We start from the raw sequence: 26,382 nt of genomic DNA, 5'->3' as shown, positions 1-26,382 counted from the left end.
GTATGTGTTGTAATGGCTACAAAAAATAATGAGATTTTACGTAAACCGGACTGGTTGAAGATAAAGCTGAACACGAACGAGAACTATACTGGTCTTAAGAAGATGATGCGTGAGAAGAATTTAAACACTGTTTGCGAAGAAGCAAAGTGTCCGAATATACATGAGTGTTGGGGTGAGCGTCGAACAGCTACATTTATGATTTTAGGTGCAGTATGTACACGTGCTTGCCGCTTCTGTGCAGTTAAAACTGGCTTACCTAACGAATTAGACTTAGACGAGCCGGAACGTGTAGCAGAGTCAGTAGAAATTATGAACTTAAAACACGTGGTAATCACAGCAGTTGCGCGTGATGATTTACGTGATGCAGGTTCAAACGTTTATGCTGAAACAGTAAGAAAAGTAAGAGAACGTAATCCATATACGACAATTGAAATTTTACCATCAGATATGGGTGGCGACTATGATGCGCTTGAAACATTAATGGCATCTAAACCAGATATTTTAAACCACAATATCGAAACAGTACGTCGTTTAACTCCGAGAGTTCGTGCGCGTGCAACATATGACCGTACTTTAGAATTCTTAAGACGTTCTAAAGAATTACAACCAGATATTCCAACGAAATCAAGTATCATGGTTGGATTAGGCGAAACAATTGAAGAACTTCACGAAACTATGGATGATTTACGTGCAGCAGATGTAGATATTTTAACAATTGGACAATACTTACAACCTTCACGTAAACATTTGAAAGTTGAAAAATACTATTCACCATTAGAATTCGGTAAATTACGAAAAGTAGCAATGGAAAAAGGATTCAAACATTGCCAAGCTGGGCCATTAGTACGTAGTTCTTACCACGCAGATGAGCAAGTTAACGAAGCTGCGAAAGAAAAACAACGTATTGGTGAAGAAAAATTAAACGAATCAACTGAAGCATAATTGATAAGTATAAATTTGAATGGGGAAGAAGCGGGCTGAATCAGTCCGCTTCTTTCGTCATTCAACTACTGTTATAATGTATAATATAAGTAAATCTTCAAGATTGAAGTCAATAACACACGAGACATTGAAACAAGCAAAAATGCTCAAGAATAGAATTGATAGGTGACATACATGATAAAAGTAGGAGATAAATACTTCGAAATGATCGAACAATATCGTGATTGTTTCGATGAAGAACAATTTGCGAACCGTTATTCAGAAATACTAGATAAATATGATTTTGTAGTCGGTGACTTCGGCTATGAACAATTAAGACTCAAAGGTTTTTACAAAGACTCTAATAAAAAAGTAGAAATCAGTAAACGCTTTGCGACGATACAAGATTACTTACTAGAATACTGCAACTTCGGTTGTGCTTATTTTATTTTACGTCGCATTCCTGAACGTGAACTGAAAAAACTGCGTGCACAAGAAGAAATAGAAGCCGATGCATCAGATAAATTACATGATGTTAAAATTGCGCCAAGTTTACCTTCTGACCAAAAACAAAAGGACAGCTGATCGATAGCTGTCCTTTTTGTTATATCAATTTTAAAGTTGTTATTAGTGTTTAATATTAGTACTCTCCACTATCAAATGTGCCACTAGGGATAACATCTTTTAAATATGCTGTCAGTTCTTCTCCATCTGCTTCACTGACACCTAATGTATAAGCAATATAACCATCTTCTGCTAAGTCGTCTGGTCCAATAATTCCAAATTTGTTTGTCTGCATGTTAAGTACAAGTACTTTTCCGTAATGACGATTGGTTTGGAACATCATTAAATCATAGCGACTTTCTTCTCCGACCATTCCAACATATTGTACATCAGCTTCTTCGTTATCATCGTATAAAAACATCTCTATCATGATTTCATTGACTCCTTTGTACATTCTCTTTTCTCAAGTATAAACAGAAATGATTTGTACTGCAAAGATGTGATATGATTGAGGGGATGAGGAGTTGAATAACATGTATTTTGTTGATAAAGATAAATTGACGTATAAGCTGAATTACTTACAAAAGTTAACAGAAGATTATTCAGAAAATAAAGAGAACCATTATGCATTTGAAAGAATTGCACAAATGCTGATTGAGTCTTCCGTAGATATCGGAAATATGGTCATTGATGGTTTTGTTTTAAGAGATCCAGGTAATTATAAAGATGTCATTGATATTTTAGAATTAGAAGGTGTGATTTCTAAAGAAACACAACAAGGTATCAATCAAACCGTAGATGTACGTAAACGATTTGTACATCAATATGATCAATTAGATACAAAAGATTTAATCCCTTTATTTGATGCTTCACTTAAAGACTATGAACGTTTTATTGATGAAGTCATCAATTTCTTAAACAATGAAAATGTACCCGTTACAGCATTTGGAAAAGGAGACCAGAAATAAATGAAACAATACAAAGGTTATCTGATTGACTTAGATGGCACAATGTATAAAGGCGCTGATGAAATTGACGGCGCTAAGCAATTCATTGATTATTTAAACCAACACGACATTCCACATTTGTATGTGACAAACAATTCTACTAAAGTGCCAGAAGATGTTGTGAAGAAATTAGCTGGATTCGGCATTGAAGCGAAACCAGAAGAAGTAGTTACATCTGCTTTAGCAACAGCACATTATATTAAACAAGAAAATGCGCAAGCTTCCATTTATGTCATCGGTGAAGGCGGACTTCGTCAAGCATTATTAAATCAAGGTTTAACATTGATTGATGACACACATGTGGATTATGTCGTAGTCGGTTTAGATACTAAAGTCGATTATGATAAATTCTCACAAGGTACACTCGGTGTGCGTAATGGTGCGAAGTTTATTTCGACAAACCAAGATATATCTATTCCGAATGAACGTGGTTTCTTACCAGGTAATGGCGCAATCACAAGTGTGATTACAACATCTACTAAAGTACAACCGACGTTTATCGGTAAACCACAGCCGATTATTATGGATATGGCAATGGATGTTATTAATTTGCCGAAAGAAGAAGTCGCAATGGTCGGCGATTTATATGAAACTGACATTATGTCAGGTATCAACGCAGGCATTGATACGATTCATGTACAAACAGGTGTAACAAGTAAGGAAGAATTAGCAGAAAAAGATCAACAACCAACTTACACATTCAAAGATTTGAATGAGGTAATCAAAGACTTAGAAGGGTAGGTGTTACGATGACCAAAGTGTTAGTGACACGTAAAGTACCAGATAAATTTATTCAACAATTAGAAGAATTTGCGGATGTGAAGATGTGGGATGAAGAATTCGTTCCGATGCCGCGCGAAAAATTCTTAGAAGAAATCAAAGATGCAGAAGCAGCATTTATCACATTAAGCGAAAGAATTGATGAAGAAACATTAGAAGCGGCACCTAATTTAAAAATCGTTGCGAACATGGCTGTCGGCTATGACAACATCAATATTGCTTTAGCAGAAGAACATGGTGTAACCGTAACGAACACACCAGGTGTCTTAACTGAAACAACAGCAGAGCTCGGCTTCACATTAATGCTTGCGACAGCACGCAGAATCGTAGAAGCAGCAAAGTATATTAAAGATGATGAATGGAAAAGCTGGGGACCTTACTTGCTTGCAGGTAAAGATGTCCATGGTTCCAATGTAGGTATCTTCGGTATGGGTGATATCGGTAAAGCCTTTGCACGTCGCTTAAAAGGTTTTGAAGCGAACGTCATGTATCATAACCGCAGTCGTCACCGTAGAGCTGAAAAAGAATTGGGTGTACTCTATGTCTCATTTGATGAACTGTTAGAAAACAGTGATTTTGTCGTATGTACAGCACCTTTAACAGAGGAAACAAAAGATAAATTTAATGCGGCAGCCTTTAAGAAAATGCGTAATGATGCAATATTTATCAATATCGGCCGTGGTGCAACGGTTGTTGAAGATGACTTGCTGCAAGCATTAAAAGAGGGTGAAATCGGCGGTGCAGGTTTAGATGTATTCAGAGAAGAACCAATCCGTGCAGATCATCCGTTATTACAATTACCAAACGTTACTGCTTTACCGCACATTGGTAGTGCGTCAGTTGTAACGCGTGATAGAATGATTCAACTTTCTATTAATAATGTGAAATCAGTACTGCAAGGCCAACCGGCTATTACACCAGTTACTGATAAATAATAAACAGAAAAAGAATGCAGTGTACATACGAACAGTGTGTATCACTGCATTTTTCTTATTTTACATTTTAATTTTGTGATAGGGCTGAGGGCGGATGTGACAAGCAAATAAAAAGCATTACAATTCTGTTAGGGTGGAAAGGATTGTATTTCCAACCGAAGAGAAGTAAACTGTAAATGCTAAAATATTAGTGCATTTAATAGATATAAAACCGGCTGATAGCGCATTGGTACAGAACACCAAACTTGGTCTGTATTAATTATGAACAAATGAAAAAGATTGTATGGTTTTTCCAATATACAATTGAAAATACATGAGAAAAAGATTATAATGAATTATAATTTTGTTGAATTGGAGAAGACATTCAGCAGGAAGCATTGAGTCGCAAAAAAGAGAAAAAGATGACCGAGATAGAGGGGTGTAAGATGAAATCCAAAGAACAAAATACTACTTCAGAAACATTTAACAAATTAAAACCATATTTATTGACTGCTCTTTATTTAGCGATATTTATTACATTGTATTTGATATATGGCTCAGGAGACACACACAATAACTTTATATACAATGAATTCTAATTAAAGGAGTATAGTTATGACAGATATTATTAGTGTATTACGACATTTCGCAGATAAACAACCGGATACAGTGGCGGTAAGACACATCGATGATACTTTAACGTATCAACAATTAGATGAGAAATCTGACCAATTGGCTTCTCTTATCGAAGAGAGTCAAAAACCAGTTGTGTTATATGGCCATATGTCACCTTATATGATCGTAGGGATGATGGCTGGTATTAAAGCAGGATGCGGTTATGTACCGATTGATACTTCAGTACCTGAAGATCGTACGGCAATGATTATTGAAAAAACACAACCTGAATTTATTTTTGATGTATCAGAACAAGCATTAACTTTTGAACATGGCAAAGTCTTAACTATCGAAGCTTTAGAAACAGCTTCAAATGCTTCATTTGAACCACGTATGCAAGCTGAAGATGTGGTCTATACAATCTTCACTTCAGGTTCAACAGGCGAACCTAAAGGTGTTCAAATTGAATATGCAAGCTTAACTGAATTTGCGACATGGATGAAAGATTTGAATCAATTCGGTGAAAATCTGGAATGGTTGAACCAAGCACCATTTTCATTCGACTTATCAGTGATGGCAATTTATCCATGTTTAGTTACTGGTGGTACATTGAATTTAGTAGATAAAGACATGATTAAAAAGCCTAAATTGCTGAATGATATGTTACAAGCGACTCCAATCAATGTTTGGGTTTCAACACCTTCATTTATTGAAATGTGCTTATTATTGCCAACATTAGATGAAAAACAATATCCAAGCTTGAAAGAGTTCTTCTTCTGTGGAGAAATTCTGCCGCATCGTACTGCACAAGCGTTGCTTACACGCTTCCCATCTGCAGTAGTCTATAATACGTATGGTCCGACAGAAGCTACTGTAGCGGTTACTAGTGTACAGATTACACAAGAAATTTTGGAACGTTTCAATCCGCTTCCAGTCGGCCAAGCACGCCCTGGCACAACACTTTCTACAACAGAGGAAGGTGAATTGCTGATTGCAGGCAACAGTGTCAGCGCAGGTTATTTAAAAAACGAAGAAAAATCTAAAGAAGTCTTCAGTAACGTCGATGGCGTACGTGTCTATCGTTCAGGAGACAAAGCAAAATTTGAAGATGATCAATGGTTCATCCAAGGACGTATTGATTTCCAAATCAAAATGAATGGTTATCGTATGGAACTTGAAGAAATCGAAGCATTGTTGAGACAGTCAGATTTAGTGAGAGAAGCGGTAGTCGTACCGATTTATAAAAACGGCAAAGTCGTTCAATTAATCGGCGCAGTCGTACCGACACAAACAGTGGAAGACAATGCGCAGTATTCGCATGATCTTAAACAACAATTGAAATCCAGCTTACCCGAATACATGATTCCAAGAAAATTTGTATGGATGGATCAATTACCATTAACAAACAACGGTAAATTAGACCGTAAACAAATCGCTGAGGAATTGAATTCATGATTCCTTATGGTACGTTTAGTTTCTTCCTGATTGCATTTATTATTCTTATACCTGTTATTATCTTAGGTTTCTTAGGTAAGCGAAGCTATATTTATAATGGTATCAGTACAGCAATCATGGTTGTGATTATCTTTTCTTCCGATAAGTTGAACTTGTTCGGGCAGAAATATTTAAGTATCCAACTGATTAGCTTTATAATATATGTGGTTTGGCAAGCACTTTTAATTATGTGGTATTACCATTCGCGACCTAAGAAGAATACTTTCTTAAAATTCTTTATCGTGATGGCATTATCAATTTTGCCGTTAGCCATTGTTAAAGTATTGACAAGTACATGGCTCGGTGGTCAGCAAATTCAATTCCACGAACACAAATTAATCCAATTTGTCGGCTTTTTAGGTATTTCTTATGTTACCTTTAAAAGTGTACAGTTGATTATGGAAATTCGTGACGGTTCTATTAAAGAAATTAAGTGGGGGAAAGTTTTCCAATTCATTTCATTCTTCCCGACGATTTCATCTGGACCGATTGACCGCTATAAACGATTTGTAAAAGATGATAAAAAAGTACCGACTAAAGATGAATACCGTGGTTTAATCTTAAAAGCAGTGCATATGATTATGCTAGGGTTCTTATATAAATATATTATCGCGTATTTTGTGAATCAATACGGTGTGATGCCGTTGCAATTGCACTTACATGGTTTCACAAACTATTGGTTATATATGTATGCTTACAGCATGTATTTATTCTTTGATTTCGCAGGTTACAGTTTGTTCGCAATTGCGTTTAGTTACATTTACGGTATCAAAACACCTCCAAACTTTAACCAGCCGTTTAAAGCGAAGAATATTAAAGACTTCTGGAACAGATGGCATATGACGTTATCATTCTGGTTCCGTGATTGTATTTATATGAGATCGCTCTTCTACATGTCTAAAAAGAAATTATTAAAGAGTCAATTCGCAATGTCGAATGTCGCGTTCTTTATCAACTTCTTTATCATGGGTATCTGGCATGGCATCGAAATTTATTACATTGTTTATGGTTTATACCATGCGGCAGGCTTTATTGGTTATGGTTATTATGAACGTTGGCGTAAGACACATCCGCCTCGCTTTAATAACAAGTTCACAACAGCACTCAGTGTTATTATCACATTCCACTTTGTCACTTTCGGATTCTTAATCTTTTCAGGTAAATTGATTTAATAAAGGAGATTTAATAATATTATGGAATTTAGAGAACAAGTTTTAGACTTATTAGCAGAAGTAGCAGAGAACGATATCGTTAAAGAAAATCCAGATGTTGAAATTTTTGAAGAAGGTATTATCGATTCATTCCAAACAGTAGGCTTACTATTAGAAATTCAAAATAAATTAGGTATCGAAGTTTCAATTATGGACTTTGATCGTGATGAGTGGGCGACTCCTAATAAAATTGTTGAAGCTTTAGAAGAACTTAAATGAGTTCAAAAATAAAGCCATTTTTGCCGATATTAATCAGCGGTGCCATTTTTATTATCTTTGTATTGCTGCCAGCGAGCTGGTTTACTGGACTCGTTAATCAAAAAACACTTGCTGAAAATCGTGTGTCATTGACTGACCAAGTATTAAAAGGAACTTTAATACAGCAGCGTTTATTTAAACACAACGATGAATTTTACCCGATTTATGGTTCAAGTGAATTAGAGAAAGATGATCCATTCAACCCGGCGATTGCATTAAATTCGCATAATGCATCACGTAAACCTTTCTTAATCGGTACCGGTGGGAATACAGATTTAGTCAATGGTATTGAACTTGCATCAAATTATGATGAATTAAAAGGAAAGAAAATTGCTTTCATTATTTCACCGCAATGGTTCACAAATCATGGTTTGACGAATCAAAACTTTGATGCACGTGTTTCCCAAAACCAAATCAATCAATTGTTCCACCAAAAAAATATGAGTGATGAACTGAAACAACGCTATGCGAAACGATTGCTGCAATTCAAACACGTCCACAATAAAGACTTTTTAAAAGCAACAGTAAAGCATAATGGCAAAACGGATGGCAATTATATTTCTAATTTTAAAGAGAATCAATTAGTTAAAATTGAAGCAATCAAAAGTTTAGCTAATTTTAAAGACGTTCCTTTAGAACATGTAAAACCTGTAACAAGTGAAAAAGCATCATGGTCAGAAATGAGAGATGTTGCGACACAATATGGCGAAGCGCATTCGAAATCGAATGAATACCATATCCGAGATAAGTATTGGAAATTAATTCAAGCGAATAAACGTCGTGTTAAACGTGACTATGAATTCAATATCAACTCACCAGAGTTTAATGACTTGAAATTACTTGTAGATACAATGAGAGAAGCAGGGGCAGATGTTGAATATATTAGTATTCCCGCAAATGGAAAATGGTATGATCACATCGGTGTTGATTTAGAGAAACGTAAACCTGTTTATGAAAAAATCAACCGTGTCGTTACTGAAAACGGTGGCCAAATTTATGACCTGACAGATAAGGACTATGAACCTTATGTCATCACAGATGCAGTCCACATCGGCTGGAAAGGCTGGGTCTACATCGACGAGCGTATCGCACAACACATGAAGGAAAAATAATGAATCAAAACGCAAATGGTATGTGAATATCATTTGCGTTTTTTAGTTTGTTAAAAATGTTGAAATTGATTGTTAAATGTGAAAAATATTGGAAAATGAGTTGACCTTCACGTTACGTCAACCCTTAATGTAAGTATCAGGAGGTGAAAAACATGCAGTATACAGTAAGTGAGCTGTCTGAATTAACAGGACTAAGCAAACGGACGTTACGGTATTATGACGATATTGGTTTGTTTAAAGCACGTAGAATAAAAGAGAATGACTACCGTGTGTATCAATCAGAGGATTTAGATACATTGTCTATAATCATGTTGCTACGTCTACTAGACTTTCCGTTATCGAAGATTCAACAAGTATTAGCACAAAATACAAATACACAACAGCTTTTAGCAGAACAAAAGAGACAGTTATTGGAGAAACAACAGGAAATTCAATCTTTAATTCAGTGGATTAATAAAATAGAACAGGAGGAAGTTATGATGCCAGATAAAGAAAAGTTTGAAGTGTTTAAACAAAAGGAAATAACCGACAATCGTGAACAATATGGTGAAGAAGTGATCGAACGTTATGGTGAGGAAGCGTTAGATAAGGCAGAACATCACTTGAGTCATCTTTCAGAATTAGAATATGAACAAGCACAACAGCAAGAACAAATTATCAAAGAAAAACTAAATCAATTATTAGAACATAATCAAATTGATGTACAAGGTTCAGATGCTGAAGCGGTATTTAACGCGCATCGTCAATGGTTGAAATTGATGAGTGGTCAATATAGTGAAGGTTATCATCAAGCTATGGCTGAGCTTTATATAACAGATGATAGATTCAAAAAATATTATGATGATTTAGTAGGTAAACAAGACGCAGCAGAATGCCTAAGTCAGATTATTAAAGCTTATACAAAATAAAAAGAAGCACAGCTGTTAAAACAGACTGTGCTTACCTCGTCATGCGATTTATTTAAGTTGACTAGAAGACTTGTTCTACTTCAACTACACCAGGTACTTCTTCAAGCAATGCACGCTCGATACCTGCTTTTAATGTGATTGTAGAACTTGGGCATGTGTTGCATGCACCGTGTAATTGTAATTTAACAATACCGTCTTCCACATCGATTAATGTACAATCTCCGCCATCTCTTAATAAGAATGGACGTAAACGCTCGATTACTACTGCGACTTGATCAAACATTGTTGTATTTTCAGTTGGCATGGATATATCTCCTTCCAAGTATATAATTTCATATTTTGCTTGTTTATTTATTATAATAGACTTAGAGAAAAAAATCTATGGAGGGGAACCAAATGACTAAAGTTAGCGTAGTAGTTTATGGGGCAGATGTAGTATGTGCAAGTTGTGTGAATGCGCCGACATCTCAAGACACGTATGATTGGCTGAAAGCCTTGTTAGAACGTAAATATCCTGATATCAACTTTGAATACACATATATTGATTTTGAAAAAGATACTGAAAATTTAACAGATCACGATCAACAATTTATCGAGCAAATTGAAAATGATGAATTATTTTATCCATTAGTTACAATGAACGATATGTATGTGGCAGATGGCTATGTGCAGCTTAAACCAATTACAAGATTCATTGATGAACATTTTGTAGCACAATAAAATCAACAGCTAAAACAAAAGAGGGCTTATTTTTAGTTTGAAAACGCTCAAGTACATGTATTTCAGTACTTGAGCGTTTGTTTATAATCATCTTTTTATTAACCGTTATGATATTTATACAACCATAAGACACCTGATTTCAAAATAGAGGCGATGCGTCCTGTGAGTGGACGGTCCATCACATAAGCGAAACCTTGTTTGTCTCCAAGTGACCCTAGGAAGCCTTGTACTTTAAGTTCAGGCATTTTATCAGGTAATGCTTCACCTTGCCATTGTTTCTTCAACACATCAGCAATTTGGTCTCCTTGAACCTCAGCAAGTTGTGCACTTGGTGCATGCGGTAAGTTTGCGCAATCACCAACCACATAGACATTGCGATAAGTCGGTACTTGGTGATATTGGTTAATAATCACTGCACCGTTTTTATTTACATCAACAGGTAAATTTCGCACCACTGAAACAGGTTGAATCCCTGCAGTCCATACGACTAAATCAACTTCTTCAGGTTCATCATGATTATAAATCAGACCTGGTTCTACTTTATTGATATTTGAATTCGGTACGACTGTCACGTTATGCTTACGGAACCACTTTTCAATAAAGCGACTTAATTTTTCTGGGAAACGTGCTAAAATACGTTCTCCGCGATCGTAAAGTTTGATGTCTAAATCTGAACGACTTTCACGCAACTCACTTGCAAGCTCAATACCGCTAAGTCCAGCACCCACAATTGCGACTTTTGCCCCCGCTTGCAATTCGTTAATCGTGTGGTAAGTTTTACGAGATTTAGATAGTGTTTGAATACTGTAAGTGAATTCATCAGCACCTGGTACATTATGATACTTATCCTCGCACCCAAGTCCGATAATAAGTTCATCATAATCTACTTTGGTATCACCGACAGAAACAATTTGGTCATCTAAATCAATAGCTGAGATTTCCCCGTAAACAACATTAAGTTTCTCAGATTCCGGAAACTGTAATCGTACATCTTTATCTGATTTGGTCCCCGCTGCCAGAGCATAATATTCTGGTTTCAAACCGTGATAAGGCATACGATCAATCAAAGTGATAGTGTAGTCCTTTGGTAATGCATCTGGTAAAATATGCGATAAAACACGCATGTTACCATAACCGCCACCTAACATTACTAAATTCTTCATTCCGATAACCCCTCTTATCAAGATTTATATAACGCTGCATCACTGCTTGATGACTGAAAGCTATGTTGAATTGTAACCAACGTCATTTTAGAAGCTTTCTCTAAAAATACGCTTTCATTTATTATAATCTTTTTTCACATTTCAGACAAACAATGTTCTAAAAGGAAAAATTCTGTTCAAACCCAAGAGAAAGTCAGTGAAATATGTTATAATTGTATGACTCAAAAATATGAAGAGGTGCATTATGAATCCAATTGTAGAATTTTGCATTTCAAACATGGCAAAAGGTGGAGACTATGTATACAATCAGTTGGACCAAGACCCAGGTGTAGATGTCTTAGAATATGGTTGTCTGCAAAACTGTGGTGTATGTTCGAGTGGCTTGTATGCATTAGTGAATGGTGATATTGTTGAAGGAGATTCACCAGACGATTTATTGCAAAATATTTATAAGCATATAGAGGAAACTTGGATTTTCTAAGTTTTATTCAATAGAAAGACGTGTTACAAGGAGGAATATAATATGTCTACAGTGATTTTGACAGAAGCTGCAGCTTATGAAGTCAAAAGTATGTTAGAAAGCAACGATATGCCAGACGGATACTTGAAAATTAAAGTGAACGGCGGCGGTTGCACAGGTTTAACTTATGGCATGTCAGCAGAACAAGAACCAGGGGAGAACGATGAAGTTATCGAATTCTACGGTCTTAAAGTATTAGTGGACAAATATGATAAACCAGTACTTGAAGGTACAACAATTGATTTTAAACAATCATTAATGGGCGGCGGATTCCAAATTGATAATCCAAATGCGATTGCATCATGCGGTTGCGGCAGCTCATTTAGAACAGCGAAAGTAGCTGGACAACCTGAAGATTGTTAATCAATTTTCATTTATACAATTCAGAGTTGGGGATATTCCTCAACTCTTTTTTAGTTGGAAAATGTTTTTACTTTAAAATTCCAACTAACTATGACCATAATAAAGGTACTTGAGAATCAGTAAATTCTGAAATTATCAGTTGTTTTCTTAGTATTACCTTGAAAAAGTGTTTGGTTAATTATAGAATTAAGAGGAATGGCATTTGTCTTTATTTTGACATTTTTTCAATCAAATGGGGTATATATTAAGATAGCGTATACTAACAAAAATTTTAAGAAAGCATAGGTGAATAAAATGGCTGAAACAAAAAAAGTTATTGTTTTAGGGGCAGGTTATGCAGGTTTGCAAACTGTAACAAAATTACAAAAGATTTTACCAGCTGGCGAAGCTGACATCACTTTAATCAATAGAGATGATTATCACTATGAATCAGTACTTTTACATGAAGCATCAGCAGGTACTGTAAACTATGAAGATATTATCTTCCCAATCGAAAGTGTAATCAAGCAAGATAAAGTGAAATTCCTTAAAGCAGAAGTAACAAAAATCGATCCACAAGCTAAAGTAGTAGAAACAAACAATGGTCGTTTCAACTATGACATCTTAGTGGTTGGTTTAGGATTCATCAGTGAAACATTCGGTATCAAAGGTATGTTAGAACATGCTTACCAAATCGAAAACATCCACACTGCACGTGAATTATCTCGTCACATCGAAGATAAATTTGCGAACTATGCATCTTCAAAAGAAAAAGATCCTAAAGATCTTGCATTCTTAGTAGGTGGCGCAGGCTTCACTGGTATCGAATTCTTAGGTGAATTAACTGAACGCGTTGATGAATTATCAAACAAATACGGTGTAGACCGTGACAAAGTTAAAATCACTTGTGTTGAAGCAGCACCTAAAATGCTTCCAATGTTCGACGACGAATTAGTTAACCACGCTGTTAACTACTTAGAAGAACGCGGCGTTGAATTCAAAATCGGTACACCGATTGTTGGCGCAAATGAAAAAGGTTTCGTAGTTAAAGTCGGCGACAAAGAAGAACAACTAGAAGCGAACACTTCAGTATGGGCTGCTGGTGTACGCGGAAGCAAATTAATGGAAGAATCATTCGATGGCGTTAAACGTGGTCGTTTAGTTGTAAACCAAGACTTAACTGCACCAGGTTATAGCGAAACATTCGTAATCGGTGACGTATCAGCTTACATTCCTGAAGGTGAAGAACGCCCATTACCAACAACTGCACAAATCGCAATGCAACAAGGTGAAAACGTTGCTCAAAACATCAAAAATATCTTACATGGTCAACCTAAAGAGCCATTCAACTACGTAAACCGTGGTACAGTATGCTCATTAGGCGCTAATGACGGTATTGGTGTTGTTTACGGTAAAAATATCGTAGGTAAAAAAGCAGCATTCATGAAAAAAGTTATCGATACTCGTTCAATCTTCAAACTTGGCGGTATCGGCTTAGCATTCAAAAAAGGTAAATTCTAATATTAACCTAATATGATAATACGGCTATATGCATAAAAGCCGGCTAATATAGACTTTAAGAGGTTGGCAAAACTGTTGATAAACAGCTTTTACCAACCTCTTTTGTATCTTATGGAGGAGACATTATGCCAATACAAATAACATTTGACGAACAAAATGAATTAATCAGCAACACGTTAGTACTCGGCTTGCCAGATCACTTGAATCAATTAGGAACAGTCACAGTTCAAGATCATGATTTATCGGATGCTTTAGATACATATAAGCACCATCATATGATTCATAGTGAAGTGGGTAAAGTCAGTTCGACGTTCTTTGAAACAGGAGACATTAAAGTTCGTTTGATTACGGTAGGACTTGGCAATTTGAAGCAGTTAGATCGTATTCAAACAATGAAAGTATACGGAAACTTACTGCAGTATTTAAAAGCAGAACATGTAACAGAAGCGGATGTATTATTCTCAACATTCGCATCAAAAGCGATTTCTAAAAATGAAATGGCTGAATTATTCGGCCTGCAAGGTAAAAAAGCATTATATGTTTTTGATAATTATAAATCAGATAAGAAAGTACCGTATCACTTAAATCTAAAATTACATCAAGCAGAACCAGACGAAATTACTGCCATTAAAGATGGTGAAGTAGTTGGAGAAGGCATTAAAATTGCGAGAGATTTAAGTAATATTCCGCCTAACATTTTAACTCCTGCTTATTTTGCAGAACTTATTTCAGGTCATTTCGCAGAAACGGCAGTAGAAGTTGATGTGAAAGACGCAGAAACGTTACAAGCGGAAGGGTTCGGTTTAATCCATGCGGTCGGTAAAGGTTCCGCAAATGGTCCTAGATTAATCACAATGACTTATCAAGGTGCAGATAATCCTGACGCGGCACCAATCGCGTTAGTCGGTAAAGGTATCACTTATGATTCAGGCGGTTACTCTATTAAATCTAAACCTGGTATGCAAGAGATGAAATTTGATATGTGTGGCGCGGCAAATGTAGTAGGGATGATTGAAGCGGCACATCGATTAGCTTTACCTGTGAATATCGTAGGTATTATTGCATCTGCTGAAAATATGATTAATGAAGCGGCTATGAAACCAGATGATGTCTTTACAGCTATGAGCGGAGAAACTGTAGAGGTATTAAATACTGATGCTGAAGGGCGTCTCGTATTAGGTGATGCTGTTTTCCAAGCAGTACAACATGAACCTAAAGTCATATTAGACTTTGCGACACTTACTGGAGCTGCTGTTGCGGCACTCGGCTTTGATAAAGCAGCTGTCTTTAAAAATAATAACAACGCACCATTAGATGCTATTACAGCACTGACACAACGTAATGGGGAATGGACTTATGAATTGCCTGTTACGGCTACTGAGCGCAGTTTAATCAAACGCAGTGAAGTCGCTGACTTAGTCAATCATACAAATGGCATGGGCAAAGCGCTCTTTGCGGCAGCCTTTATTATGCACTTCAGTGCTGGTACACCGCACTTGCATTTTGACATTGCAGGTCCAGCAACGATATCTAAATCAGACTACAATGGTCCTAAAGGGCCAACGGGTTATTTAATCCATAGTATAGTAGATTGGTTAAGACAATCTTAAAATTTAAACTACCATAAAATGCCTGTCTCAATTTTGATTGAGATGGGTATTTTATATTGTGTAAGAAATACATAATGTTGTATTGACATCTCTAAAGTGGACTGTTATTATACTAACATAACACTTTAGTTCGATAATGTAGTAAAGGGGTAACGCAAAATGGTTAACGCAGTAGTAGTCGCAGTTTTATTAATGATTGTTTTATGTTTATTCAGACTGAACGTTGTTTTAAGTCTGTTCGTCAGCGGATTAGTTGGCGGTCTAGTCGCAGGGATGTCAGTAGAAAAAGTCATCCATGTCTTTACGGATAACATCGTAGATGGGGCAGAAGTAGCCTTAAGCTATGCTTTATTAGGAGGCTTCGCGGCATTAATTTCTTATAGTGGTATTACAGATTACTTAGTAGGTAAAATCATCAACTTAATCAAAGCAGAGAATACGAAAGTTTCTCGCTCTACGATTAAAGTTATTTTAATTGTTGCTTTATTATTATTAAGTATGAGTAGTCAGAACTTGATTCCTGTACATATTGCGTTCATCCCAATTGTAATTCCACCGTTATTAAGTTTATTTAATGAATTAAATATTGATAGACGTCAAATTGCCTTAGTTATCAGTTTCGGTTTGTGTTTTCCATATTTATTACTTCCTTATGGATTTGGTCAAATCTATCACCAAATTATTCAAACTGGATTTACTAAAGCACACCACCAAATTGAATTTGACATGATCTGGAAATCATTATTGATTCCATCATTAGGATATATCGTCGGTTTAGCTTTAGGTATGTTCTATTACAGAAAACCACGTGAATATAAAAAAGATAAAGCAATTGAAAATGCGCCTAAGGAATTAAAACCATATGTTTTAGGTGTAACAATTGTAGCGATTTTAGCAACATTCTTAGTTCAAACATTCACTGAGTCAATGATTTTCGGTGCGTTAGCCGGTGTGATGGTCTTCTTCCTTTCTCGTTCATTCAAATGGTTTGAATTGGACAAACAATTTACAGAAGGTATTAAAATCATGGCTTACATTGGTGTCGTTATTTTAACTGCGAATGGTTTCGCAGGGATTATGAATGCGACAGGCGATGTTAAAGGTTTAGTAGAAAGTATCGCCAACATGACTGGAGATAATAAATTAATCGCGATTATTTTAATGTATGTAATTGGTTTAATCGTCACATTAGGTATCGGTTCATCATTCGCGACGATTCCAATTATTGCAGCACTGTTTATTCCACTAGGTGAACAACTTGGTATGAGTACAATGGCATTAATCGCACTCATCGGTACAGCAGGTGCCTTAGGTGACTCAGGTTCACCAGCCAGTGATTCAACTTTAGGACCGACTGCAGGGCTTGATGTAGATAACCAACACGATCACATTAGAGATACATGTATTCCGACTTTCGTATTCTATAACATACCGTTAATGGTCTTCGGTACGATTGCGGCTATGATATTATAGAAGTAATCTAGTCGATAGGAGAGAATGGGATGACGAATTTATTAGAAACATTAGAAATGGAAGTGCTTAAAGTCGAATCAGGTTACGTTAAAATGAAAATGCCTGTCAGTGATAAAGTAAAACAACCTTTCGGCTACCTTCATGGTGGCGCAACCATGGCACTCGGTGAAACAGCTTGTTCTATTGGTGCTGCACACATGGTAGATACGGATAAGGTCATTCCAGTAGGGCTTGAAATGAATACGAATCATATCCGTTCAGCTACAGACGGCTATGTATATGCGATTGCGGAATTGATTCATGGAGGTCGCTCGACACAAGTTTGGAATATCAATCTTGTAGATGATCAAGACAAATTAATTAGTGTCATGCGTGGAACGATGATGTTGAAACCACATAAATAGATGACTATATTTAAGCAGTAAAGTTACTTTAAGAAGCGTAACTTTACTGCTTTTTAGTGTGTAAGGAACTATAAAAACGCGATGTGTGATTATAAAGATAAATAGATAGAAAAAGGTTCCCTTTGGTCAAATGACGAGGGAACCTTTTCTTTATATTAAGAAACTTTCTCTTCTTGATTGATAAATGCTTTTGAAATACGGCTTGCAGCTTCTCTGCCTCCCGCAAAACTTCTCGCAAATGGACCTAATTCAATATCAGCGAGTGCGCCTGAAACAAATACACCTGGCAACCATTCTAAACTTTCATTTAAGACTGGATGTTTTGTTTCTGTTAAAGGTGCTTGTGTATTTTCCACAAAGCTTTGAATGACAGGCATTTGCATAATGTTATTTTTAAAGCCTGTCGCAAGCAGTATATGATCATATTCATAACTTTCATTTTCAGTAATAATTCTATGATTTTTTACTGCTTGAATTTCATTCACATGGATTTGAAGTTGTCCATCTTGTACGTGTTTTTTTAGACGTAAATATAACTCTTTAGGCATAGAACCCTTATGACGTTCTTGCGCAATAATACTTAATCGTTCTTTAGATGAATCGATTTCACGATAGCGTGTCATGTTTTTAGGGCCTAACCAACCTGGATCTGCATCGAAGTCATAGACTTCAATGGGCTTATTCATCCATAAGTGAACCGTTTCAGCTTTTGATTCTTCAATCAATTTTAATGTTAAATGGGCAGCTGAAATACCGCTGCCTATGACATGTGAGGCATCTTGATAAGGAATTGTTTCATCATCAAAGATATGTTTCACATCAGGCTGATTGATATACATATCTGGAATATGCGGAATATTGTTACTGCCGATAGCGAGAAGGAGATAATCGCTTGTGACAGGGTCGTGTGCTTTCATATCGACTTGCCATTGACCGTCAACACGGTCTATATTAGTAGCCACATCTTTAATATGACGACTGTTTAAATCAAATTCATGCAGCATTTTATGCACATGATCCATAAACATATCGCGTTGTGGACGTTGATATTTACCATAAGTAGCACCTGTATATTGATTTGTTTTCGCAAAATGTTTCAAATGGAAAGGGTCAGGATGAACATGGTGTACATGTGGTGAGCGTAAAAACGGCATACCGATACGGCAAGAGAAATCATCAAATTGTTCGCATAGTGAATCATGAGGATCTATAATTGTTAAGTCTTCAGCTGTTAAACCTGAAGCACGGAGTTTAATCGCAATAGTAACGGCGTGAATACCACCGCCGATAATTGTCCAAGACATAGCGTCACCTTCTTAAATCGTAATAGTTTCGATTTAATTAATATAGCACATTTCTTTTTGCATCACAAGCTGAAGTCAAAAGAAAAGACGCCGTAATATACTGTTGTCACAGTACTTTACGGCGTCTGAATCCATTAAGATTTGTCAGCTGCTTTTGGCTTATCTTTTTGTAATTCACTCATTTCGTCTAACTTAGTCGAACGTGAGTAAGGTGTTTTAATTTTATAAGATGCTTTGATAATTAAGTGACTGGATAAAGGTCCAGTAATCAAGATGAATAAAATCCCAATAATCAATTGTGGATTCACATAATGATCATGGCCAATAAAGAATAAGAAGACACCTAATAATAAACTCATTGAACCTAAGGTTGCTGCTTTACCAGCAGCATGTGCACGGCCATAAACATCTTTCAAACGTAAAAGACCAATGGCAGAAAGGGCACTGATAATTGCACCGACAATTACAAAGAATAATGACAAACTAATCATTATCGCGTCGATCATGTTCAATCACCTTACCTTCCTGCATGTATTTCGCGAAGACAGCTGTACCTAAGAATGCGATGATACCGATTAACAGGATCGTTACAATCATGTATTTAGTATCTAGGAAGATACTGAACAGAGCAACAATCGCCATAAATTGAATACCGATCGCATCTAAAGCTACGACTCTGTCGGCAAGAGAAGGGCCGAGAATCACACGTACCAGCATACCGAGTATCGAAAGTGCAACGACAATCAATGCGATTATAATAACGACATTATAGGCAAACATTATGCTTCTCCCACCTCTCTGACAGCTTTTTCTAAGGAAGATTTAATACCTTCAACTTCCTCTTCTTTCGTGCTGAAATCTAAACAATGAATGTAGATTTTCTTGTTATCATCACTGACGCCAAGAACGATAGTTCCTGGTGTAAGGGTGATGAGTGTACTTAATACGACAACTTCCCATGGCTCTTTTAAATCTGTATCGTAGACAAAGAATGCAGGTTCGTTATCCATTTTCGGTTTAATGACAATGCGGATTACATCAATATTCGCTTTGATGAGTTCAACTAAGAAGATAATCATCAATTTGATTACGTAATAAAGTGTAACCACATAGAAACGTCCAGGTAGTAACTTACGCATTAAGAATACGAGTAATAAACCGAAGACGTATCCTAATACAAAGTTATTAAGAGTGTAGCTGTCATTAACGAACAGCCAAAATATAGCAAGTAATAGATTCACGAGTACTTGAATTGCCATATTATTTCACCCCCAGTACGCTGTCGATATATGCTTTAGGGTCATAGAATGTGACAGCTGCTTCTTTAACGAATGGATACAACCATTCTGCTGCGAAACTAAAGACCACACATAGCGCAACAGCTAGAATTGCGACACTTAATAGGCCGCGGTAGTGTAAATGCGGATTAAATGTATAACCTTTTGACTCTCCGAAGAATCCTCTGATAAAAATCTTCATCACAGAATATAAAATTAAGAGACTAGATAATAAGACGACAATACCGCTGATATAAAATCCTTGTTCAAATGCGGCACGAACGATATACATTTTACCGTAGAAACCGCTGAAAGGTGGAATACCTGCAAGGTTTAAACATGCGATAAAGAATGTCCATCCTAAAACAGGATAATGTTTTATCAATCCACCGAACTTTCTGATATCTGTGGTACCAGTGATTTTAAGCATGACACCGATTAAGAAGAATAATGCTGCTTTAATCAACATGTCATTGACTGTGTAATATAACGCGCCGATGATACCAGCTTCATTCATCATTGCCACACCAACTAGGATGATACCAACCGCAATCATGATGTTATATAAAATGATTTTCTTCGTATCATTAAAGCTGATTGCCCCGATAGAACCGAAGATAATCGTTAATAACGCTAAGATCAGTACTGTGTAGTGCGAGAATGTCAGTGTGTGTGCAAAGAATAAACTTAATGTTCTCGCAATCGCATAAACGCCGACTTTCGTAAGCAAGGCACCAAAGAATGCGATAATCGCAAACGGTGGTGCATAGTAAGCCCCAGGTAACCATACGTACATAGGGAAGGCACCGGCTTTTGTTGCGAATACAAAGAGGAACATCACGAATACAATGCTGACAAGTCCGCTTTGTGTATCAGATAAATGTCCCAATTTCTGACTGATATCTGCCATGTTCAATGTTCCGACTACTGCGTACAAGATACCGACAGCCACTACGAAGAAGGCTGAAGATGCCACGTTCACAAGTAAGTATTTGATTGTTTCTTGTAATTGTATCTTCGTACCGCCAATAACGAGTAGGGAGTATGAAGAAATCAAGAATACTTCGAAGAATACGAACATGTTGAAGATATCACCTGTGATAAATGCACCGATAATACCTGTTTCCATGAACATGACTGCGAAATAGTAATAATATGTTTCACGGTGTAAACCGATTGATTGATATGAGAACAAAATAATCAATATAGTTACAATTAAACTAGTAATTACTAATGTTGCACTGAATAAATCAAGTACAAATACGATACTGTATGGTGCTTTCCAAGAACCTAATTCTAATTTCAAAGGTCCATGGTGCCATACGTTGATAAAGTTCCAAATGGCAAGACCTAATGCGATTAAAGATCCGCCTAAAGCGACATAACGTTTAATGAAAGGACGCTTGCCGATAAATACAAGAATCACTGCAGTAATCATAGGTGTAATCAACATCGCAGCGATTAAGTTATCTAGCATCATCATCTTCTGGCACTCCCTTCATTTGTTCTACGTTGTCAGTTCCAAGTTCCTTATAGCTTCTGAAAGCAAGTACTAAGAAGAACGCTGTAACCGCGAATGAAATAACAATCGCAGTTAAGATTAACGCTTGCGGGATAGGGTCGACATAACTTTTTGTTCCGTATTTAAAGATTGGAACAGAACCTTCACCTAAGCCGCCCATTGTGATTAAAAACAAGTTTGCAGCATGTGTTTGAACTGCGGTACCAATAATGATTCGAATCAAGCTCTTAGACAAAATGAGATAGATACTGATTGATGTTAAGATACCGCAAACAATAATCATAATTATTTCCATTACTCATTCTCTCCAATCGCTAAAATAATTGTCATTACTGTACCGACAACGGCTAATAATACGCCTAGGTCAAAGAATAATGCTGTATGGATTTCCATAGGTTTTAAGAGTGGAAGCGGTACTTCGAATACTTTATGTGTAAAGAAGTTTTTGTGATAGAACCAGCTTGCAACAGGTGTCATAACACAAAATGTAAGACCAATCGCAATCAGCTTCTTAAAATCCCACGGGAAAATTTTACGCATTGTTTTCACATCGAAGGCCACCGCAACGAGTACTAATGAACTTGAAACAAGCAAACCTCCAATGAATCCGCCACCGGGTTGGTAGTGTCCATTTAGGAATAGTGAAAAGGCGAACATGACAATTAAGAAGAAAATGACTACTGTTGAGTATTGAAAGATAATATCATTTTTCTGTTTGTTCATTTTCATCCACCCTTTCATAACCATTTTTATGTTTAGAACGTAATTTAATTAACGTGTAAACTGCTAGACCAGCGATACCTAATACAGATGATTCGAATAAAGTATCGGTACCACGGAAATCAACAAGGATAACGTTAACCATGTTGTTACCATGTGCTAAACTATGGACATTTTCTTTGTAGTATGCCGCAATAGAATCGAAATGTTTATTACCATATGCGATTAAACCAAGGATTGTTACTGCGATACCGACACCAGCCGCGATTACGGCGTTTGTTACTTTAAATGAAGTCGTTTCGTTATAACGGTTTAAGTTTGGTAAATGGTAGAAACATAATAAGAACAATGCGGTTGAAATTGTTTCAACTACGAATTGTGTTAATGCTAAGTCTGGTGCGTTAAAGAAGATATAGAATATCGCCATAGAATAACCCACAGCACTCAGCATGATAATACTGAACAGTCTTGAACGTGCAAAGACTAACATAATTGCAGCTGCTAAAATCATCACAACAATGATAACTTCATATGAACGTACACGACTGACATGACTGAAATCAAATGCAAATGGCAATGCAAGTACAGTAACAGCAGTTAATACGATTAAACTGCCCATAATGACTACAAGTTTATTACGGATAAATCCGCTCATGTAAGTATGTGTCACTTGTTTAGAGAATACCGGTAAGTTGTCTGCTGAACGATCATAGAAATGATTTAGTTCGAGACGCTCTGGGATATTCTCTAGAACTTTAACCCACTTATGATAAGTGAAGATTAATAGAATACCGATTGCGTAAATAACTAAAGTTGAGAAGAATGCAGGTGTGAATCCATGGAATAAATGGAATTCTGCAACTGGCAACTTCGCATTACGTATTGCTTGGCTTGCCGGATCAATAATCGGTTTTGCTAATAATGTTGGGAATAAACCGAATACCACTACTAATACTGCTAAGAAAGCAGGAGCAATCCACATTAACACTGATGGTTCGTGTGGTTTATGTGGTAAAGATTCAGGTTTGTATGAACCCCAGAAAATTTGACCGATAAATCTGACTGAATATACAAATGTAAAGATACTACCTAAAATCGCAACAATCGGAATCAAGACACCTAACGTGTTCAAACTGAAAAGAGGTGCTTGTGTAACATTAATCATTGCTTCAAGGAAGCTCTCTTTTGATAAGAAACCGTTAAATGGCGGTACACCAGCCATACTTAACGCTGAAATGACTGTAATCGTAAATGAAATCGGCATAATTGTCATTAAACCACCGAGTTTACGTACGTCACGTGTTCCGGTTTCGTGATCGATAATACCTGCAACCATGAAGAGTGCACATTTGAATGTGGCATGGTTAATTAAATGAAAGACTGCTGCGATAAACGCGGCTGCATAAAATTGGCTTTGTGAACCTTGGAAGTGGAAGCTGACAGCTCCGATACCAAGCATTGACATGACCATACCGAGTTGTGAAACAGTTGAGAAAGCTAAGATACCTTTCAAATCTGACTGTTTTGTCGCATTTAAAGATGCCCAGAATAATGTGACTAATCCAATTGCAGTGACTGTCCAAATCCAACCTTGTGATAATGCAAAGATTGGTGTAAGTCGTGCAACTAAGTAAATGCCCGCTTTGACCATTGTTGCAGAGTGCAGATAAGCACTGACTGGCGTAGGTGCTTCCATTGCATCTGGTAACCAGATATAAAATGGAAATTGCGCTGATTTTGTCATTGCACCAAAGAGTATTAAAATCATAGCCAAGATAAAAAACGGGCTTGATTGAATCTCAGAGGCATGTGCAATAAGATGGCGAATACTTGTTGAATGTCCTGAAAGTGTCATTAAGATAAAGCCGCCGAGTAAAGATAAGCCACCAAATACTGTAATTAATAATGACTTTTGAGCACCGTAGAGTGAAGCCTCTCTAGTGCGCCAAAATGAAATTAATAAGAAACTAGAAAATGATGTCATTTCCCAGAATAAATACAGCATAAAGACGTTATCTGATAACACGACGCCTAGCATTGCACTCATAAAGAGTAATAAATAACAATAGAAATTACCCAATTGTTCCTTTTTGCTTAAATAGCTAATTGAATAGAAGGTAACTAAAGCACCAATACCTGTAATCAATAAACTGAACAATAAGCTTAATCCATCAACATATAAATTGTAGTTCATACCAATTTGCGGCATCCATGGTAATTCCGCAAAACGTGTTTTACCTGACATCGTTGTCGAAATATAAGTTAAGAAATAAATAAATAAAACGACGGGGACAGGTAATGTGAACCATCCTATATGTATACGCTTAATGAAACGATAAACAATAGGGATAATGAGTGCAAAAATGAACGGCAACAATACCGCTGCATGTAACCAACTCATTATTTGTCCTCCTTTGAATATAAGATAACCTCATTATACATCAATGTGAAGTGTGTAAAAACCTTGTTTTCCGGTAACACGCTTACATTTCGGGGGTCTTTTAAATAAGAAGAAACCCATAATAAATTATTTAAAATTTTGTTTGTACTGAATGCCATAATCATTCTTTAGCGTATTTAAATTGTGTAAAGACATTTTCGCATGTTCAGTATTTTCTTGTTTTAATTGTTCTTCATAATTTGTAATCGCTTGTTGTAAAGAATCTACATAATCTAAAGGTTCAACATTGAATTCACGTAATTTTGATTTAGGTGTGAATCTTTTTTCATAATGACTGAGTGCGCGACGTTCATGGAAGAAGACGCCTTCTGTTGCTGTTGGATCATGTAAATCACCTTGTTTAGGATGTTTGATGACTTGTTCAACTTGAACTAAGACTTCACCGTTGTCTTTCTCTTCTACAATTGAAACACCATAGCTTCCTGTTTTATGTGAAAAACGATATAACATTTTAATACTTCCTTTCTGTGGTATATGTTAATATTGAGATACATCAATCTTAACATGAATGGAGTATTAATTATGGCAAACTATCCTCAATTAAATAAAGAAATCCAAGATAATGAAATTAAAGTCGTAATGCACACAAATAAAGGTGACATGACTTTTAAACTATTTCCTGATTTAGCACCAAAAACTGTTGAAAACTTTGTGACACATGCTAAAAATGGTTATTATAACGGCATTACTTTCCACCGTGTTATCAACGATTTTATGGTACAAGGCGGCGACCCAACAGCAACTGGTATGGGCGGTGAAAGTATTTACGGTGGTGCGTTTGAAGATGAATTCTCTATGGAAGCATTCAACTTATATGGCGCATTATCAATGGCGAACGCTGGACCTAACACAAACGGTTCACAATTCTTCATCGTACAAATGAAAGAAGTACCTGAAAACATGTTGAATCAATTAGCTGATGGCGGTTGGCCAAAACCAATCGTAGAAGCATACGGTGAAAAAGGCGGAACACCTTGGTTAGACCAAAAACACACAGTATTTGGTCAACTTGTTGAAGGTGAAAATACTTTAGAAGATATCGCAAATACTAAAGTAGGTCCTCAAGACAAACCAGTTCATGATGTAGTTATTGAATCAATTGACGTTGAAGAAAAATAAGTAGACAAGCATTTCAAATAGATGATGCAGCTCGATTTGTGGTGACGCAAATCGGGCTTATTTTAAGAAAAGATAAAGGAGGTTAATTCTCAGTGGAAAAGAACGAGGTCAATATTGCGTTATATCAACAACTCGCAGATTGGAATCCGATGAACTTTCAGGATCAAACGATGGGGGATGCTGAAGTGTATGAAATGATGGATGCAGTTCATCAAATTGACGATACACAGGCATTAGCACAAAAGTTCCAGGATATCTTTATGTATTCATTTGAAGAAAAACTTCCTATAGAAGAATGTCAGAAACAAGCTGAAGCGGCATTGTCATTAGAAGGTACATGCGGGTTATAAATAGACAGTAAGCTTAAACTAAAAAACATTATATTTATTAAAAATAAGCGAGATTATAGAGTGCTATAAGGTTTAACCCTTAAAGTATACTATAATCTCGCTTTGTTTTATTACGTTTATGTTACGTTTTTGTAAATTTTACATGTAGAAAT

At 36.4% G+C, this 26,382-nt stretch carries 32 protein-coding genes; 20 read left to right on the top strand and 12 right to left on the bottom strand.

Features of this window, described 5'->3' with window-relative positions:
* Positions 1–12 precede the first annotated feature (12 nt).
* Both lipA and MUA87_RS09695 read left to right on the top strand, forming a co-directional pair.
* Positions 13–942 (top strand): lipoyl synthase, encoded by a 930-nt coding sequence (gene lipA, locus MUA87_RS09700; RefSeq protein WP_002481623.1) that lies wholly within the window; start codon positions 13–15, stop codon positions 940–942.
* 174 nt (positions 943–1,116) lie between these two features.
* Complete coding sequence (locus MUA87_RS09695; protein WP_060804870.1) at positions 1,117–1,506, top strand: YutD family protein; 390 nt, start codon at positions 1,117–1,119, stop codon at positions 1,504–1,506.
* A gap of 55 nt (positions 1,507–1,561) precedes the next feature.
* Here the strand turns inward: MUA87_RS09695 and MUA87_RS09690 are convergent, their stop codons facing one another.
* Positions 1,562–1,855 carry a DUF3055 domain-containing protein gene (locus tag MUA87_RS09690; RefSeq protein ID WP_262550656.1) on the bottom strand — a complete coding sequence of 98 codons (294 nt, stop codon included), beginning with the start codon at positions 1,853–1,855 and terminating at the stop codon, positions 1,562–1,564.
* 103 nt (positions 1,856–1,958) lie between these two features.
* Here MUA87_RS09690 and hepT point away from each other — a divergent pair, with 103 nt between their 5' ends.
* The 9 genes from hepT to MUA87_RS09645 all read left to right on the top strand — a co-directional run bounded on the left by hepT (position 1,959) and on the right by MUA87_RS09645 (position 9,724).
* Positions 1,959–2,393, top strand: coding sequence for a type VII toxin-antitoxin system HepT family RNase toxin (hepT, locus tag MUA87_RS09685; RefSeq protein WP_023016020.1), 435 nt, complete (start codon positions 1,959–1,961; stop codon positions 2,391–2,393).
* The gene (locus tag MUA87_RS09680) at positions 2,394–3,173 is read left to right on the top strand and encodes a TIGR01457 family HAD-type hydrolase (RefSeq protein WP_023016019.1); all 780 of its coding nucleotides are present in this window, start codon (positions 2,394–2,396) and stop codon (positions 3,171–3,173) included. It abuts the gene before it with no gap.
* Positions 3,174–3,181: 8 nt separating this feature from the next.
* The gene (locus tag MUA87_RS09675) at positions 3,182–4,147 is read left to right on the top strand and encodes a 2-hydroxyacid dehydrogenase (RefSeq protein ID WP_023016018.1); all 966 of its coding nucleotides are present in this window, start codon (positions 3,182–3,184) and stop codon (positions 4,145–4,147) included.
* Positions 4,148–4,572: 425 nt separating this feature from the next.
* Entirely contained in the window at positions 4,573–4,725 is a 153-nt protein-coding gene (locus MUA87_RS09670) for a teichoic acid D-Ala incorporation-associated protein DltX (RefSeq protein WP_002481629.1), read from the top strand.
* 16 nt (positions 4,726–4,741) lie between these two features.
* Positions 4,742–6,196, top strand: a complete 1,455-nt coding sequence (dltA, locus tag MUA87_RS09665; RefSeq protein WP_070848745.1) for a D-alanine--poly(phosphoribitol) ligase subunit DltA — start codon at positions 4,742–4,744, stop codon at positions 6,194–6,196.
* Positions 6,193–7,407, top strand: a complete 1,215-nt coding sequence (gene dltB, locus MUA87_RS09660) for a D-alanyl-lipoteichoic acid biosynthesis protein DltB (protein ID WP_023016016.1) — start codon at positions 6,193–6,195, stop codon at positions 7,405–7,407. Before dltA ends, dltB begins: the two co-directional genes overlap by 4 nt.
* Before the next feature lie 21 nt (positions 7,408–7,428).
* Positions 7,429–7,665 (top strand): D-alanine--poly(phosphoribitol) ligase subunit 2, encoded by a 237-nt coding sequence (gene dltC / locus MUA87_RS09655; protein WP_002481632.1) that lies wholly within the window; start codon positions 7,429–7,431, stop codon positions 7,663–7,665.
* Positions 7,662–8,816 (top strand): D-alanyl-lipoteichoic acid biosynthesis protein DltD, encoded by a 1,155-nt coding sequence (gene dltD, locus MUA87_RS09650; protein WP_023016015.1) that lies wholly within the window; start codon positions 7,662–7,664, stop codon positions 8,814–8,816. Before dltC ends, dltD begins: the two co-directional genes overlap by 4 nt.
* 152 nt (positions 8,817–8,968) lie before the next feature.
* Positions 8,969–9,724 carry a MerR family transcriptional regulator gene (locus MUA87_RS09645; RefSeq protein ID WP_262550653.1) on the top strand — a complete coding sequence of 252 codons (756 nt, stop codon included), beginning with the start codon at positions 8,969–8,971 and terminating at the stop codon, positions 9,722–9,724.
* 61 nt (positions 9,725–9,785) lie between these two features.
* Here the strand turns inward: MUA87_RS09645 and MUA87_RS09640 are convergent, their stop codons facing one another.
* The gene (locus tag MUA87_RS09640; protein WP_002481635.1) at positions 9,786–10,028 is read right to left on the bottom strand and encodes a NifU family protein; all 243 of its coding nucleotides are present in this window, start codon (positions 10,026–10,028) and stop codon (positions 9,786–9,788) included.
* A gap of 92 nt (positions 10,029–10,120) precedes the next feature.
* Here MUA87_RS09640 and MUA87_RS09635 point away from each other — a divergent pair, with 92 nt between their 5' ends.
* The gene (locus MUA87_RS09635) at positions 10,121–10,444 is read left to right on the top strand and encodes a YuzD family protein (protein ID WP_002481636.1); all 324 of its coding nucleotides are present in this window, start codon (positions 10,121–10,123) and stop codon (positions 10,442–10,444) included.
* Positions 10,445–10,542: 98 nt separating this feature from the next.
* Here MUA87_RS09635 and MUA87_RS09630 read toward each other — a convergent pair whose 3' ends face one another.
* Positions 10,543–11,607, bottom strand: a complete 1,065-nt coding sequence (locus tag MUA87_RS09630) for an NAD(P)/FAD-dependent oxidoreductase (protein WP_002481842.1) — start codon at positions 11,605–11,607, stop codon at positions 10,543–10,545.
* 244 nt (positions 11,608–11,851) lie between these two features.
* Between MUA87_RS09630 and MUA87_RS09625 the strand changes: the two genes are divergently transcribed.
* The 6 genes from MUA87_RS09625 (at position 11,852) to MUA87_RS09600 (ending at position 17,477) form a co-directional block, all read left to right on the top strand.
* A complete protein-coding gene (locus MUA87_RS09625; RefSeq protein ID WP_002481843.1) occupies positions 11,852–12,088 on the top strand; it encodes a YuzB family protein in 237 nt (78 codons plus the stop codon).
* A 42-nt stretch (positions 12,089–12,130) separates the two neighbouring features.
* A complete protein-coding gene (locus tag MUA87_RS09620; RefSeq protein WP_002481844.1) occupies positions 12,131–12,490 on the top strand; it encodes a HesB/IscA family protein in 360 nt (119 codons plus the stop codon).
* Between the two features lie 294 nt (positions 12,491–12,784).
* On the top strand, positions 12,785–13,990 hold the full coding sequence (locus tag MUA87_RS09615; protein WP_002481845.1) for an NAD(P)/FAD-dependent oxidoreductase: 1,206 nt from the start codon (positions 12,785–12,787) through the stop codon (positions 13,988–13,990).
* 125 nt (positions 13,991–14,115) lie between these two features.
* The gene (locus tag MUA87_RS09610; protein WP_262550651.1) at positions 14,116–15,600 is read left to right on the top strand and encodes a leucyl aminopeptidase family protein; all 1,485 of its coding nucleotides are present in this window, start codon (positions 14,116–14,118) and stop codon (positions 15,598–15,600) included.
* Between the two features lie 159 nt (positions 15,601–15,759).
* Positions 15,760–17,073, top strand: coding sequence for a Na+/H+ antiporter family protein (locus MUA87_RS09605; RefSeq protein WP_057510771.1), 1,314 nt, complete (start codon positions 15,760–15,762; stop codon positions 17,071–17,073).
* A gap of 29 nt (positions 17,074–17,102) precedes the next feature.
* Positions 17,103–17,477 carry a PaaI family thioesterase gene (locus MUA87_RS09600; RefSeq protein WP_057510773.1) on the top strand — a complete coding sequence of 125 codons (375 nt, stop codon included), beginning with the start codon at positions 17,103–17,105 and terminating at the stop codon, positions 17,475–17,477.
* 155 nt (positions 17,478–17,632) lie between these two features.
* Here the strand turns inward: MUA87_RS09600 and MUA87_RS09595 are convergent, their stop codons facing one another.
* From MUA87_RS09595 to kapB, 9 genes are all read right to left on the bottom strand, one after another.
* On the bottom strand, positions 17,633–18,781 hold the full coding sequence (locus MUA87_RS09595; protein WP_023016012.1) for an NAD(P)-binding domain-containing protein: 1,149 nt from the start codon (positions 18,779–18,781) through the stop codon (positions 17,633–17,635).
* Between the two features lie 134 nt (positions 18,782–18,915).
* Positions 18,916–19,287 carry a Na+/H+ antiporter subunit G1 gene (locus MUA87_RS09590; RefSeq protein WP_002481850.1) on the bottom strand — a complete coding sequence of 124 codons (372 nt, stop codon included), beginning with the start codon at positions 19,285–19,287 and terminating at the stop codon, positions 18,916–18,918.
* Entirely contained in the window at positions 19,265–19,561 is a 297-nt protein-coding gene (locus tag MUA87_RS09585; RefSeq protein WP_002481851.1) for a Na(+)/H(+) antiporter subunit F1, read from the bottom strand. The genes MUA87_RS09590 and MUA87_RS09585 overlap by 23 nt, the downstream gene beginning before the upstream one ends.
* Positions 19,561–20,040 carry a Na+/H+ antiporter subunit E gene (locus tag MUA87_RS09580; protein ID WP_002481852.1) on the bottom strand — a complete coding sequence of 160 codons (480 nt, stop codon included), beginning with the start codon at positions 20,038–20,040 and terminating at the stop codon, positions 19,561–19,563. The genes MUA87_RS09585 and MUA87_RS09580 overlap by 1 nt, the downstream gene beginning before the upstream one ends.
* A 1-nt stretch (position 20,041) precedes the next feature.
* Complete coding sequence (locus tag MUA87_RS09575) at positions 20,042–21,538, bottom strand: Na+/H+ antiporter subunit D (protein ID WP_031262781.1); 1,497 nt, start codon at positions 21,536–21,538, stop codon at positions 20,042–20,044.
* Positions 21,525–21,875, bottom strand: a complete 351-nt coding sequence (mnhC1, locus tag MUA87_RS09570; protein WP_002481854.1) for a Na+/H+ antiporter Mnh1 subunit C — start codon at positions 21,873–21,875, stop codon at positions 21,525–21,527. The genes MUA87_RS09575 and mnhC1 overlap by 14 nt, the downstream gene beginning before the upstream one ends.
* On the bottom strand, positions 21,875–22,303 hold the full coding sequence (locus tag MUA87_RS09565) for a Na(+)/H(+) antiporter subunit B (protein WP_002481855.1): 429 nt from the start codon (positions 22,301–22,303) through the stop codon (positions 21,875–21,877). The genes mnhC1 and MUA87_RS09565 overlap by 1 nt, the downstream gene beginning before the upstream one ends.
* Complete coding sequence (locus MUA87_RS09560; protein ID WP_262550647.1) at positions 22,284–24,701, bottom strand: Na+/H+ antiporter subunit A; 2,418 nt, start codon at positions 24,699–24,701, stop codon at positions 22,284–22,286. The genes MUA87_RS09565 and MUA87_RS09560 overlap by 20 nt, the downstream gene beginning before the upstream one ends.
* A 126-nt stretch (positions 24,702–24,827) precedes the next feature.
* On the bottom strand, positions 24,828–25,211 hold the full coding sequence (gene kapB, locus MUA87_RS09555; RefSeq protein ID WP_002481857.1) for a sporulation phosphorelay system protein KapB: 384 nt from the start codon (positions 25,209–25,211) through the stop codon (positions 24,828–24,830).
* 72 nt (positions 25,212–25,283) lie between these two features.
* On the opposite strand from kapB, the gene MUA87_RS09550 reads away from it, so the two are divergent.
* Positions 25,284–25,880 (top strand): peptidylprolyl isomerase, encoded by a 597-nt coding sequence (locus tag MUA87_RS09550; RefSeq protein ID WP_002481858.1) that lies wholly within the window; start codon positions 25,284–25,286, stop codon positions 25,878–25,880.
* A 92-nt stretch (positions 25,881–25,972) separates the two neighbouring features.
* Positions 25,973–26,230, top strand: a complete 258-nt coding sequence (locus tag MUA87_RS09545) for a DUF1871 family protein (RefSeq protein ID WP_002481859.1) — start codon at positions 25,973–25,975, stop codon at positions 26,228–26,230.
* The last annotated feature ends 152 nt before the right edge of the window (positions 26,231–26,382 follow it).

The sequence above is a fragment of the Staphylococcus simulans genome (assembly GCF_025561465.1).
Classification (GTDB): Bacteria; Bacillota; Bacilli; order Staphylococcales; family Staphylococcaceae; genus Staphylococcus; species Staphylococcus simulans.
The sequence above is the reverse complement of the archived record's forward strand: the minus strand, read 5'-3'. Positions and strand labels throughout refer to the sequence as shown.

Coding starts and splice junctions, on each gene's coding strand:
- lipA (WP_002481623.1), top strand. CDS start 13: ATGGCTACAAAAAATAATGAGATTTTACGTAAACCGGACTGGTTGAAG.
- dltC (WP_002481632.1), top strand. CDS start 7,429: ATGGAATTTAGAGAACAAGTTTTAGACTTATTAGCAGAAGTAGCAGAG.
- hepT (WP_023016020.1), top strand. CDS start 1,959: ATGTATTTTGTTGATAAAGATAAATTGACGTATAAGCTGAATTACTTA.
- dltD (WP_023016015.1), top strand. CDS start 7,662: ATGAGTTCAAAAATAAAGCCATTTTTGCCGATATTAATCAGCGGTGCC.
- MUA87_RS09635 (WP_002481636.1), top strand. CDS start 10,121: ATGACTAAAGTTAGCGTAGTAGTTTATGGGGCAGATGTAGTATGTGCA.
- MUA87_RS09630 (WP_002481842.1), bottom strand. CDS start 11,607: ATGAAGAATTTAGTAATGTTAGGTGGCGGTTATGGTAACATGCGTGTT.
- MUA87_RS09600 (WP_057510773.1), top strand. CDS start 17,103: ATGACGAATTTATTAGAAACATTAGAAATGGAAGTGCTTAAAGTCGAA.
- MUA87_RS09680 (WP_023016019.1), top strand. CDS start 2,394: ATGAAACAATACAAAGGTTATCTGATTGACTTAGATGGCACAATGTAT.
- MUA87_RS09615 (WP_002481845.1), top strand. CDS start 12,785: ATGGCTGAAACAAAAAAAGTTATTGTTTTAGGGGCAGGTTATGCAGGT.
- MUA87_RS09560 (WP_262550647.1), bottom strand. CDS start 24,701: ATGAGTTGGTTACATGCAGCGGTATTGTTGCCGTTCATTTTTGCACTC.
- MUA87_RS09640 (WP_002481635.1), bottom strand. CDS start 10,028: ATGCCAACTGAAAATACAACAATGTTTGATCAAGTCGCAGTAGTAATC.
- mnhC1 (WP_002481854.1), bottom strand. CDS start 21,875: ATGGAAATAATTATGATTATTGTTTGCGGTATCTTAACATCAATCAGT.
- dltB (WP_023016016.1), top strand. CDS start 6,193: ATGATTCCTTATGGTACGTTTAGTTTCTTCCTGATTGCATTTATTATT.
- MUA87_RS09565 (WP_002481855.1), bottom strand. CDS start 22,303: ATGAACAAACAGAAAAATGATATTATCTTTCAATACTCAACAGTAGTC.
- MUA87_RS09550 (WP_002481858.1), top strand. CDS start 25,284: ATGGCAAACTATCCTCAATTAAATAAAGAAATCCAAGATAATGAAATT.
- MUA87_RS09670 (WP_002481629.1), top strand. CDS start 4,573: ATGAAATCCAAAGAACAAAATACTACTTCAGAAACATTTAACAAATTA.
- MUA87_RS09625 (WP_002481843.1), top strand. CDS start 11,852: ATGAATCCAATTGTAGAATTTTGCATTTCAAACATGGCAAAAGGTGGA.
- MUA87_RS09605 (WP_057510771.1), top strand. CDS start 15,760: ATGGTTAACGCAGTAGTAGTCGCAGTTTTATTAATGATTGTTTTATGT.
- MUA87_RS09575 (WP_031262781.1), bottom strand. CDS start 21,538: ATGATGCTAGATAACTTAATCGCTGCGATGTTGATTACACCTATGATT.
- MUA87_RS09590 (WP_002481850.1), bottom strand. CDS start 19,287: ATGATCGACGCGATAATGATTAGTTTGTCATTATTCTTTGTAATTGTC.
- MUA87_RS09580 (WP_002481852.1), bottom strand. CDS start 20,040: ATGGCAATTCAAGTACTCGTGAATCTATTACTTGCTATATTTTGGCTG.
- dltA (WP_070848745.1), top strand. CDS start 4,742: ATGACAGATATTATTAGTGTATTACGACATTTCGCAGATAAACAACCG.
- MUA87_RS09695 (WP_060804870.1), top strand. CDS start 1,117: ATGATAAAAGTAGGAGATAAATACTTCGAAATGATCGAACAATATCGT.
- MUA87_RS09595 (WP_023016012.1), bottom strand. CDS start 18,781: ATGTCTTGGACAATTATCGGCGGTGGTATTCACGCCGTTACTATTGCG.
- MUA87_RS09675 (WP_023016018.1), top strand. CDS start 3,182: ATGACCAAAGTGTTAGTGACACGTAAAGTACCAGATAAATTTATTCAA.
- kapB (WP_002481857.1), bottom strand. CDS start 25,211: ATGTTATATCGTTTTTCACATAAAACAGGAAGCTATGGTGTTTCAATT.
- MUA87_RS09690 (WP_262550656.1), bottom strand. CDS start 1,855: ATGATAGAGATGTTTTTATACGATGATAACGAAGAAGCTGATGTACAA.
- MUA87_RS09610 (WP_262550651.1), top strand. CDS start 14,116: ATGCCAATACAAATAACATTTGACGAACAAAATGAATTAATCAGCAAC.
- MUA87_RS09620 (WP_002481844.1), top strand. CDS start 12,131: ATGTCTACAGTGATTTTGACAGAAGCTGCAGCTTATGAAGTCAAAAGT.
- MUA87_RS09585 (WP_002481851.1), bottom strand. CDS start 19,561: ATGTTTGCCTATAATGTCGTTATTATAATCGCATTGATTGTCGTTGCA.
- MUA87_RS09645 (WP_262550653.1), top strand. CDS start 8,969: ATGCAGTATACAGTAAGTGAGCTGTCTGAATTAACAGGACTAAGCAAA.